At 71.3% G+C, this 10,949-nt stretch carries 11 protein-coding genes; 7 read left to right on the top strand and 4 right to left on the bottom strand.

Annotated elements, in window-relative coordinates; translation table 11 throughout:
* Positions 1-10: 10 nt before the first annotated feature.
* The 7 genes from G3A44_RS15925 (at position 11) to G3A44_RS15955 (ending at position 8,593) form a co-directional block, all read left to right on the top strand.
* Positions 11-1,606 (top strand): FAD-dependent oxidoreductase, encoded by a 1,596-nt coding sequence (locus G3A44_RS15925; RefSeq protein WP_163458728.1) that lies wholly within the window; start codon positions 11-13, stop codon positions 1,604-1,606.
* Between the two features lie 148 nt (positions 1,607-1,754).
* Positions 1,755-2,474, top strand: a complete 720-nt coding sequence (gene can, locus G3A44_RS15930) for a carbonate dehydratase (RefSeq protein ID WP_163458729.1) — start codon at positions 1,755-1,757, stop codon at positions 2,472-2,474.
* A gap of 130 nt (positions 2,475-2,604) precedes the next feature.
* A complete protein-coding gene (aceK, locus tag G3A44_RS15935; protein ID WP_163458730.1) occupies positions 2,605-4,422 on the top strand; it encodes a bifunctional isocitrate dehydrogenase kinase/phosphatase in 1,818 nt (605 codons plus the stop codon).
* 11 nt (positions 4,423-4,433) lie between these two features.
* On the top strand, positions 4,434-5,612 hold the full coding sequence (locus G3A44_RS15940; RefSeq protein WP_163458731.1) for an acetyl-CoA C-acyltransferase: 1,179 nt from the start codon (positions 4,434-4,436) through the stop codon (positions 5,610-5,612).
* Positions 5,613-5,631: 19 nt separating this feature from the next.
* Entirely contained in the window at positions 5,632-6,345 is a 714-nt protein-coding gene (locus tag G3A44_RS15945; RefSeq protein WP_163458732.1) for an SDR family oxidoreductase, read from the top strand.
* A gap of 36 nt (positions 6,346-6,381) precedes the next feature.
* Positions 6,382-7,515 (top strand): acyl-CoA dehydrogenase family protein, encoded by a 1,134-nt coding sequence (locus tag G3A44_RS15950; protein ID WP_163458733.1) that lies wholly within the window; start codon positions 6,382-6,384, stop codon positions 7,513-7,515.
* Between the two features lie 64 nt (positions 7,516-7,579).
* The gene (locus G3A44_RS15955; RefSeq protein WP_163458734.1) at positions 7,580-8,593 is read left to right on the top strand and encodes a sulfotransferase family protein; all 1,014 of its coding nucleotides are present in this window, start codon (positions 7,580-7,582) and stop codon (positions 8,591-8,593) included.
* Here G3A44_RS15955 and G3A44_RS15960 read toward each other — a convergent pair.
* The 4 genes from G3A44_RS15960 to G3A44_RS15975 all read right to left on the bottom strand — a co-directional run bounded on the left by G3A44_RS15960 (position 8,551) and on the right by G3A44_RS15975 (position 10,603).
* Positions 8,551-9,006: a hypothetical protein gene (locus G3A44_RS15960; RefSeq protein WP_163458735.1), complete on the bottom strand. Its 456-nt coding sequence runs from the start codon at positions 9,004-9,006 to the stop codon at positions 8,551-8,553. The genes G3A44_RS15955 and G3A44_RS15960 overlap by 43 nt on opposite strands.
* A gap of 102 nt (positions 9,007-9,108) precedes the next feature.
* The gene (locus G3A44_RS15965; protein ID WP_163458736.1) at positions 9,109-10,035 is read right to left on the bottom strand and encodes an HDOD domain-containing protein; all 927 of its coding nucleotides are present in this window, start codon (positions 10,033-10,035) and stop codon (positions 9,109-9,111) included.
* Positions 10,036-10,120: 85 nt separating this feature from the next.
* A complete protein-coding gene (locus tag G3A44_RS15970; protein WP_239061916.1) occupies positions 10,121-10,375 on the bottom strand; it encodes a hypothetical protein in 255 nt (84 codons plus the stop codon).
* Between the two features lie 60 nt (positions 10,376-10,435).
* Positions 10,436-10,603, bottom strand: a complete 168-nt coding sequence (locus G3A44_RS15975; RefSeq protein ID WP_163458737.1) for a hypothetical protein — start codon at positions 10,601-10,603, stop codon at positions 10,436-10,438.
* Between the last annotated feature and the right edge of the window lie 346 nt (positions 10,604-10,949).

Consider the following 10,949-nt stretch of genomic DNA (forward strand, 5'->3'; position numbering starts at 1 on the left):
GAGACACGCCATGTCCAACAAGACCATTGCCCTGCGCCAGGCCGACGCCCGCGCCGCCCAAGCCCACCGCCCCCACGGCCTGAACGTGGTGCAGGCGGCCGACATCACCGCCAACCACCTGGATCTGGAGGCCGACGTGGTGGTGGTGGGCTCGGGCGCCGGCGGCGCCATCGCCGCGTATGAACTGGCCCGCGCCGGCCAGAAGGTGCTGGTGCTGGAGGCCGGCCCCTATGTGCCCTCAGAGAAGTTCACCGAAATGCTGGCCGTCTCCATGGGCACGATGTACGCCGACCACGGCGGCCAGACCAATGCCGACGGTGACATCAGCATCCTGCAAGGCGCCTGCGTGGGCGGCTCCACGGTGGTCAACGCCGCCCTGTGCTTTCGCACGCCCGACTACTACCTGAAGCTCTGGGGCCGGCAGTTCGGCCTGACCAACCTGACGCCCGCGGTGATGCGCCCCTACTTTGAGAAGGTGGAGAAGAACCTCCACATCCGCCAGGTGCAGCCGCACGAGAGCAGCGCTGGCGCCGAGCTGATCAAGGGGGGCTTGCGCAAACTGGGCTACCCCGAGGGCAAGGCCCGCCGCAACGTGAAGGACTGTGCGCTGACCGGCGCCTGCTTCAGCGGCTGCACCACCGACCGCAAGCGCTCCATGCTGGTCACCTACCTGCCCTGGGCCAGCGCCTATGGTGCCCGCATCCATGCCGACACCCGCGTGACCCGCGTGCTGGCCGAGGGCGGCCGTGCCACCGGCGTGCAGGCCGAGGTGATCGACCCCGCCACCGGCCAGCGCAAGGCCACGGTGAGCGTGAAGGCGCCGCGCGTGGTGCTGGCCGCCGGCCCGGTGCAGACGCCGCTGCTGCTGCTGGCCAGCGGCCTGGCCAACGGCAGCGGGCAGGTGGGCCGCCACTTTGCCTGCCACCCCACGCTGTCGGTCACGGCGGTGTTCGACCAGGCGGTGCGCGACTTTCATGGCGCCACCCACTCGCTCTACATGGACCGCCACACCCTGCCCGAGCAAGGGGGCTTTCTGCTGCTCAACGCCATCCAGGACCCGGTGGAGGCCAGCTTTCAGGCCGAGCCCGGCACCGGCGCGCCCTACATGGCCTACATGCAGGGCTACGAGAACACCATCCGCCTCATCAGCCTCATCCACGACAAGAACGTGGGCCGCGTCTCGTGGGAGAACGGTGCCAAGCGCATCGACTACCGGGTGGACGACGAAGACTTCGAGGCCATGAAGAAAGGCCTGGTGGTGACGGCCAAGGTGCTGTTTGCCAGCGGCGCCAAAAAGCTCTACCTGCCCACCTCCCACACCGCCGTGGTGGAGAGCGTGGGCCAGGTGGAGGCCGCGGTGGCGGCGCTGAAGAACGAGCCGGCCCGCTACAAGTACACCTCGTTCCACCCGCAAGGCACCTGCCGCATGGGCCGCGACCCGCAGACCACCGTGGTCAACCCCTACGGCGAGACCCACGACGTCAAGCAGCTCTACGTGGCCGACGCCAGCCTGCTGCCCACCAGCATCGGCTACAACCCGTCGGAGACGGTGTACGCCCTGGCCAGCTACATCAGCGACCGCATCGTGGCCGGATTGAAGGGCTGAGCCGTCCTGCCCAGCCGTGGGTGGCCGGCGGGGCGGACCCGGGACAGACCCCGGGGCGGCGGCCGGATGACAGGTGCCTTCAAGGCGGCTTGCCTACACTGCGCCCCCATCGGCCCCGACGGGGCCTCCGCCTTGATGGAAACGCCCCATGCCCAACCACGACCTCCACGAGCTGTTCGAGAACAACCGTCGCTGGGCCGACGACACCGAAGCCCGCGAGCCGGGCTTCTTCAGCCGCCTGCTCAAGCAGCAGACCCCACAGTACCTCTGGATCGGTTGTGCCGACAGTCGGGTACCCGCCAACGAGCTGGTGGACCTGCTGCCCGGGGACCTGTTTGTGCACCGCAACGTGGCCAATGTGGTGGCCCACTCTGACCTGAACGCCCTGTCGGTCATCCAGTACGCGGTGGACGCGCTGCGGGTGCGCCACGTCATCGTGGTGGGCCACAGCAACTGCGGCGGCGTCAAGGCCGCCCTGCAGGACCTGCGCTTGGGCCTGGTGGACAACTGGATCCGCCACGTCAAGGATGTGCGCAACCAGCACCGCGACTGGCTGGACACCCTGCCCGAGCCCCTGCGCCTGAACGCCTTGGTGGAGCTGAACGTGCTGGAGCAGGCCCGCAACGTCTGTGAGACCACCGTGGTGCTGGACGCCTGGGCCCGCGGGCAGGACGTGGTGGTGCACGGCTGGGTCTACGGCCTGCACAACGGCCTGCTGGAAGACCTGCGCCTGACCTGCGCCCGCCCCGGCGATGTGCCCGAGGCCTATGCGGCGGCCCTGTCCGCGCTGCGCGCCCGCCATGAGCAGCTGGCCGGCGCGGCGGCCGATCCACAGGCCGTCCCCCCGGCCGCGTCCGCCCAGCCCTGAGCCGGAAGCCGGGTGCCGGTCCGGCAGGTCGGGGCCCGGCCGGCGGTCACCTGGCGGCGGCTCCGCCATGTGTGGTTGACGTTTACGTTAACGTCAACTTTGCCAGTCCTGCGCTACCATGCGCGGCGCCATGTTCACCGCTCCGCTGACCGACCGCCGTGCCGCCGAGATCGCCCAGGTGCTGCTGGCCGGCTTTGACCGGCACTACCGCCTGTTCCTGGCCACCAGTGCGGCGGCGCAGGGGCGGTTTGAGGCGGAGGACTGGGCGGGGCAGCAGGCGGCGCAGCGTGAGCGCATCGAGTTCTATGACCTGCGGGTGGACGAGGCGGCCGCACGGCTGCAGGGGGAGTTCGGGGTGGGCGATCAGGACCTGGCCCTGTGGGCGCAGGTCAAGCTGCACTTCATGGGCCTGCTGACGCATCACCTGCAGCCGGAGCTGGCCGAGACCTTCTTCAACTCCGTCACCACCCAGGTGCTGGACCACCGCCGCTTCCACAAGGACGTGCTGTTCATGCGGCCGGCCGTCTCCACCGAGTACATCGAGAACGACGAGCCCGAGGCCCGTCCGACCTACCGGGCTTACTACCCCACGCCCGAGGGGCTGCGCCACACCCTGGACGAGCTGTTGGCCCACTACCAGCTGCGCTGCGATTGGGAAGACCTGCCCCGCGACCTAGAGCGCCTGCAGCGTGTGGTGGCCGAGCAGCTGGGCGCGGGCCCCTGGCGCGCCAACTGCCAGATCCAGGCCCTGTCGGCGCTGTTCTTCCGCAACAAGGGCGCCTATGTGGTGGGCAAGCTGGTCAACGGCCATGTGGAGACGCCGTTTGCGCTGGCCATTGTGTACGGCCGGCACCACCGCATCCGGCTGGATGCCGCGCTCTTTGGCGAGGACGAGCTGCAGCGCCTGTTCAGCTTTGCCCGCGCCTATTTCCAGGTGGCCATGGCGGTGCCGGCGGCGGTGGTGCAGTTCCTGCGCGCCCTCATGCCACGCAAGCCGCGCAGCGAGCTCTATAGCGCCCTGGGCCTGCACAAGCAGGGCAAGACGCTGTTCTTCCGCGACTTCCAGCACCACCTGCGCCACAGCAGCGACGCCTTCCGCATCGCCCCGGGCATCAAGGGCCTGGTCATGCTGGTGTTCGACCTGCCCAGCTACCCCTTCGTCTTCAAGCTGATCAAGGACCGCTTCCCGCCGCAGAAGCCCACCACCCGTGAAGGCGTCAAGGCCAAGTACCAGCTGGTCAAGCAGCACGACCGCGTGGGCCGTATGGCCGACACGCTGGAGTTCTCCAACGTGGTGCTGCCGCGCGGGCGCTTCTCGCCCGAGCTGCTGGCCGAGCTGCAGCGCGAGGCGCCCAGCCAGGTGGTCTTGACCGAGCGCGACGGCCAGCCCCTGGTGCTGCTGCGCCACGTCTACATCGAGCGGCGGCTGGTTCCGCTCAACCTCTACCTGCAGGAGGCCACGCCCGTGCAGCTGGAGGCCGCCGTGATCGAGTACGGCAACGCCATCAAGGACCTGGTGGCGGCCAACATCTTTCCCGGCGACATGCTGTGGAAGAACTTTGGCGTGGCCCGCCACGGCAAGGTGGTGTTCTACGACTACGACGAGATCGAGTACCTGACCGACTGCACCTTCCGCCACGTGCCCGCACCGCGCAACGAGGAGGAAGAGATGTCGGGCGAGGTCTGGTACGCCGTGCGACCGGGCGACGTGTTCCCGGAGACTTTTGAGCCCTTCTTGCTGGGCCACCCCGGCGTGCGCGAGGCCTTCATGGCCCACCACGCTGACCTGCTGGACCCGGCCTTCTGGCAGGCCCACCAGGCGCGCATCCGCGCTGGCCATGTGCACGACATCTTTCCCTACGACCCGGCGCGCCGCTTCGGCCCGCCGCGGGCTGACGAGGCCCTGCCGCCCCCGCCGCCCCCTGAGCCTTCCCTTCGAACCCCCTGAGGAGACCCGCCATGTCCGATCCCGTCGTCATCGCCTCCGCCGCCCGCACGCCCATCGGCGGCCTGCTGGGCGACTTCGCCAGCCTCAGCGCCTCGGACCTGGGCGCGGTGGCCATCCGGGCCGCCGTGGAACGTGCCGGTGTGCCGGGTGACGCCGTGGCCGAGGTGCTGATGGGCAACTGCCTGATGGCCGGCCAGGGTCAGGCCCCGGCGCGCCAGGCCGCGCTCAAGGCCGGCTTGCCGCTGACCGCCGGCGCCGTCACCCTGAGCAAGATGTGCGGCTCCGGCATGCGCGCGGCCATGCTGGCGCACGACATGCTGCGTGCCGGCACGGCCGAGGTCATGGTGGCCGGTGGCATGGAGAGCATGACCAACGCCCCGCACCTGATGTTCGCCCGCAAGGGCGTCAAGTACGGCGCGGCGCAGATGTTTGACCACATGGCCATGGACGGCCTGGAAGACGCCTACGAAAAGGGCAAGGCCATGGGCGTGTTCGCCGAGGCCTGCGTGGACAAGTACGGCTTCAGCCGTGAGGCGCAGGACGCCTACGCCATCACCTCCACCACCCGCGCCAAGGCCGCCAACGAGGACGGCCGCTTCGACTGGGAGATGGCCCCCGTGACCCTGCCGGGCAAGGGCGGCGAGACGCTGGTGAAGTTTGACGAGCAGCCCTTCAAGGCCAAGCTCGACAAGATCGCCGGGCTCAAGCCCGCCTTCAAGAAGGACGGCACCATCACCGCCGCCAACGCCAGCAGCATTTCTGACGGCGCCGCCGCCCTGGTGCTGATGCGCGAATCCACCGCCCGGGCCCTGAACGTCACGCCGCTGGCGCGCATCGTCAGCCACGCCGTGCACGCGCAAGAGCCGGCCTGGTTCTCCACCGCCCCGGCCGGCGCCATCACCAAAGCCTTGGCCAAGGCCGGCTGGACCGCCGGCCAGGTGGACCTGTGGGAGGTCAACGAGGCCTTCGCCGCCGTCACCATGGCCGCCATGGCCGAGTTCCAGCTGCCGCACGAGATCGTCAACGTCCACGGTGGCGCCTGCGCCCTGGGCCACCCCATCGGCGCCTCAGGCGCGCGCATCCTGGTCACCCTGCTGGGGGCCCTGCGGCACCAGGGCAAGAAGCGCGGCATGGCCTCGCTGTGCATTGGCGGCGGCGAAGCCACGGCCCTGGCCGTGGAGCTGTATTGACCCGCTGGGCGCTGCCACCATGGATGAACACCTGAACCCGGCCACGGCCACCGCCCCCTGGGCCCCGCGCAGCGCGCTGGTGCTGGGCGCCTCGCGCGGCATTGGCTTGGCACTGGTGCGCCAGTACCGGGAGGCCGGCCTGGCCGTCACCGCCACCGCGCGGGATGAGGCCGGGCTGGCCCGCCTGCAGGCCCTGGGCGCGCGGGCCCTGAAGCTGGACGTGACCCAGACCACCAGCGCCGCCGGCCTGGCCTGGCAGCTCGATGGCGAGGCCTTTGACGCCGTGTGGTTCGCTGCCGGCGTGTATGGCCCCAACACCCGTGGCCTGCAGGCCCCCACCGCGGCCGATTTCGACGCCGTCATGCGCACCAATGTGCTGGGCGCCATGCTGGTGATGCCGCAACTGGTGGACGCGCTGGCCCCCGGCGCCCGGGTGGCGCTGCTGTCTTCGCGCATGGGCAGCATCGGCGCGCGCACGCACAGTGGCGGCTGGCTCTACCGCGCCTCCAAGGCGGCGCTCAATTCGGTGCTGGCCGATCTGGCCCTGGCCTGGCAAGGCCGCGCGCTGTGCGTGGCCGTGCACCCGGGCTGGGTGCGCACCGACATGGGTGGCCCCGAGGCCGATCTGGAGGTGGACCACAGCGCCGCCGACCTGCGCGCCCTGCTGGCCGGCCTGGTGCCCGACGCGCATGGCGGCTTTTTTGACCACAGCGGCGCGCGCCTGCCTTGGTGAGCCCCGCTGCCCCATTCCCATTCGCTGGAGACCCCGATGCTGCTGTCTGAAGACCACCGCGCTGTGCAGGACGCCGTGCGCGCCTATGTGCAGGAGCAGATCGCCCCGCACGCCGCCCGCTGGGACAAGGAGCACCACTTCCCGGCCGAGCAGCTCAAGGGCCTGGCCGCCCTGGGCTGCTACGGCGTGGCCGTGCCCACCGAGTACGACGGCGCCGGCCTGGACTACCTGGCCCTGAGCCTGATCCTAGAAGAGATCGCCGCCGGCGATGGTGGCACCTCCACCCCGGTCAGCGTCAACAACTGCCCCGTCTGCTCCATCCTCATGGCCTTCGGCAACGAGGACCAGAAGCAGCGCTTCTTGAAGCCCCTGGCCCGGGGCGACCTGCTCGGCGCCTTCTGCCTGACCGAGCCGCATGTGGGCTCCGAGGCCGGCGGGCTGAAGACCCGCGCCGTGCGCGAGGGCGACGACTACGTGCTCAACGGCGTCAAGCAGTTCATCACCAGCGGCAAGCACGGTGACGTCGCCATCGTCATGGCCGTGACCGACCCTGCCGCCGGCAAGAAGGGCATCAGCGCCTTTCTGGTGCCCACCGCCACGCCCGGCTACGTGGTGGCGCGCGTGGAGGACAAGATGGGCCAGCACAGCTCCGACACCGCGCAGATCGTCTTTGAGAACTGCCGCGTGCCCGCCGCCCACCGCATCGGTGATGAAGGCATGGGCCTGAAGATCGCGCTCTCCGGCCTGGAGGGCGGGCGCATTGGCATTGCCAGCCAGAGCATCGGCATGGCCCGTGCGGCCTTTGAGGCGGCGCTGCAGTACAGCAAGGACCGTGTGGCCTTTGGCCAGCCGATCTTTGAGCACCAGGCCGTGCAGCACAAGCTGGCCGACATGGCCACCCAGATCGAAGCCGCGCGGCAGCTGGTCTGGCATGCCGCCGCCCTGAAGGACGCCGGCCAGCCCTGCCTGAAAGAGGCCGCCATGGCCAAGCTCTTTGCCAGCGAGATGGCCGAGAAGGTCTGCTCGGCCGCCATCCAGGTGCACGGCGGCTACGGCTACCTGAGCGACTTCCCGGTGGAGCGCATCTACCGCGATGTGCGCGTGTGCCAGATCTACGAGGGCACCTCGGAGGTGCAGAAGATCCTCATCGGGCGCGCCCTGGCGGGTTGAGCGGCGCCGCAGCACCGGCCCGCCGGCCGGGTGCCGTCCCCACCGCTCCCTATACTGGCCCGCCATGAGCAAACAGCAAGCACCGGCCCCCACGGCGGCCGACAGGCAGGAGCGCCGCGCCGCGCGCAAAGGCGGCATGGGCCAGGTTCGGCGCGATCTGCGCCTGCTGCTGCGCGAGGGCCGGCACGCCGAGTTCACCGCCCGCATGGCCCAGCTGGGCCTGCAGGAGCAGCGCGACCACCGCTGCCTGCTTCAGCCCCTTCCGCTGCAGGCGGCGGCGCCGCGCATGGTGTTCATCTGCGGCCTGCACCGCAGCGGCACCTCGATGATCGAGCGCTACCTCACCGCCAAGTTCGAGGCCGCCGCCCTGCGGGCGCCCGGCGTGCCGGAGAACGAGGGGCAGTTCCTCCAGGACGTCTACCCGGTGGAGTTCCCCTACGGCGGGCCCGGTCTGTTTGCCTTCTCTGCCGGCATGCGGCCGGCCCCGGTGGCCGACGAGGCCCTGGCCCAGCGCCAGCGCGAGCGCCTGCTGGAATGCTGGAACGGCTTTGCCACCGAGCCCGCCCCGGTGCTCATCGAGAAGAGCCCGCCCAACATCACCAAGATCGCCTACCTGCGCAGCCTGTTTCCACAGGCCCGGTTCGTGATCTGGACCCGCGATCCGCGGGCGGTGTCGCTGGCCACGCAGAAATGGTCAGGCACCACGCTGGAACAGCTGATGATGCACTGGCACACCGCCTACAGCCTGGCACTGGCCGACCTGGGCCCGGACTGCATGCTCATGTCCTACGAGGCCTTCTGCGAAGACCCGCCGCTGGCCCTGGCCCGGCTGGGCGACTTCCTGGGCCTGACGCTGCGCCGCAAGCACAACCAGGTGCCCGCCCGCTTCCGCGAGGTGCGCAACTCCAACGGCAAGTACCTGGAGCAGTTTCCGCCCATGAACTTGCGGCTCAAGCTGGCCGCCTGGGACCTGCTGGGCTACGAGGTGCCCGCCCCACCGGCCGTGGAGGCCGGGGACACCGATGAGGCAGCGCCTCAGGCGGCGGGAGCCGCCTCCGCCTCGCCCACCGCGGGCTGAACCACCGGGCTCGCCGCCCCCTCGGGTCGCAGGCCCGCGCCCTGCCCGCCGCAGACCAGCCACCACAGCGGGGCGCTCCACCACAGCAGCAGGGGCCGGGCATCACCGGCGCCGCCCTGCTGCAGGTGCAGCGCATGCCAGAGGGCGGCGGCGGCCACCACCAGCACGCCGGCGACCAGCATGCCGCGGGCCAGGCCGGGCGCCCAGCGCTGGGCGCGCAGGCTCAGCAGCATGCCCGCCAGCGCGCCGGCCGACTGCAGTGCCCACGCGGCACCCGCTGGCAGGCCCAGCGCCCGCAGGCCGCGGCCCAGCGGGTCCACGGCAGGCATCACGGCCAGGCCGGCGGCCACGGCCAGCATGAACGCCAGCCAGAGCAGGCGGTTGCAGCGCAGGGTGAGTTGTTGGGCGGGCATGGCGGGCTCCGGGGGGGCGGGGGCAGATGCGCACTGTGCCCAGTCACCACCTCGCGGGCATCGCCCGGATGGGGGAGAGGCCGGCGCACGACGCCGCATGGCTCAGCCGGCGGCCGCGCCCGCGGAGGGGGGCCCGCCAAGTGCCGCGGGCGAGGGCGCGGGGGGCAGGTCTGGCGCCATGTCCTCGTCCAGGTCCTGCAGCAGGGCCAGGGTCGGGTTCTCGCCCAGGTTGAGCAGGCGGGCGATGTCACGCACATCGTCGGGCAGTGCCGGGTTGTCCCAGCTGGCGGCGGAATGCCGGGCCAGACGCACCGCCAGCAGCACGTTGCGCACCTGGCTGGCCTCGGCGTGCCGGTCGTCGCTGATCTGCACCAGCAGCGGTGGCAGGCGCCATTGCACCATCAGGGCATGCTGCACCTCGGGCAGGGTGCAGCCCAGCAGCTCGCGCTGGATGGCGGCGCTGCGCAGCGTGGGGTCGGCCTGCTGGCGCTGCTGCATCTGCAGTGCCAGGACCGGGGCGTGCAGCCACAGCAGCATCTCGGCAAAGTCGTGCAGCAACGCCGCCTCATGGATGACGGGGGCGTCCTGGTCCATGCGGTGCACCGCGAAGCCCAGTGCAAAGCGGCTGGCGCGGCAGGCGCGGTGCAGCACCCGCTGCAGGCCGTCCAGGGCCTCGGGCAGGTCGGCCAGGTGCTGCTCTACCGTGGGCTGCGGCCCGAAGTCGCGGAAGAAGGGCGTGATGCCGGTCATCACCAGCGCCTCGCGCACCGTCTCGGCCTCGCCCAGACGGCGTCCGCGTTGCAACTGGGTGGTGTGGATGAGCAGCTTGAGCGTCATCAGCGGGTCCACGCCGATCACCTCGGTGAGCATGCGGGCGTCGACTTCGTCCTCGATGGCGCGCAGGCCTTCCAGCGCGCTGGCGGTGCTGGCCATGATGGGCAGGTCGGCCGGGGCCAGGCGCCGCACCCACCAGCCCAGCCCCGCGGCCAGGGGCGCGGGAACGCGGAAGGGCTTGGGGGTGTCGGGCATGGTGGCGGCGGGCGGTGTCCTCGCCTTATCGGCCCGTGGCGGGCCGGACTTGAGGGGGTCTCGGGTCCGGCCCGTGGGGGGGGGCTTACAGGCGTCGCGTGTCCAGATACCCGACCAGGCGGCCGTCCACGTAGAGCGCGCCTTCCGGTGCGCCGGCTTCGGCGTGGAATTCCACTTGCGGCGGCGCCAGGGGCGCGGTGCGGGCCGGTGCAGCGCCCAGGCGGTGGGCGATGCGCAGCAGGTGACGGGCCAGGGCACGCAGGGCGCGGGCGGTGCGGTGGCGCCAGGGGCGGGGGGCGGGCCAGGGGGCGGCCAGGCCGGCGGGCAGGAGTTCAGGCATGTCGGTCTCCAGGGGTCGCCCGGGCCTGCGGTCCGGCAGGGCGTCGGGGCGACGGGGCAGTCAGGCGGTATCGGGGGGGTGCCGCCGCTCGCGCAGCTGGCTGTGCAGCTCACGCTGCGCCTGCTGCTGACGGCGTCGGCTGGCGGTGCGGTGCGGGCCGGCGGCGCGCTGGCGCGCCGGCAAGGCCAGCGGATTGCGCGGCCGGGAGGGGGGCAGGGTGCAGGGCATGGAGACTCCGTTTCCCGGGCGGCCGGCGGCCGGACCCGAAGGCGGGGAGGAGGGGCGGGGGAGCGTCTGCGGCGGTGTGGCCGGCGGGGCAGGCCGTGACGTCAGACGGGCGCAATGATAAACATTCGATTATCTTGCGCAAGTGTCATTTACAAAATGATCAAGATTTGCGGGGCCGGCACGGCGGCGCCGCCGGACGGGTCTGTCCGGTGGCGCCGCGGGCGGCGGGGACGGCCGTGGCGGGCCCCGGGGGCGACGCCCCAGTCGCCGTCAGCGGCGGGGCTTGAGCGGCGTGGTGTGGCGCTGCAGGCTGGCCCAGGCGTCGACCTCGGGGGCCGCGGGCGGC

Origin of the sequence: Ideonella livida (assembly GCF_010499455.1) — a bacterium.
Lineage (GTDB): Bacteria > Pseudomonadota > Gammaproteobacteria > Burkholderiales > Burkholderiaceae_C > Ideonella > Ideonella livida.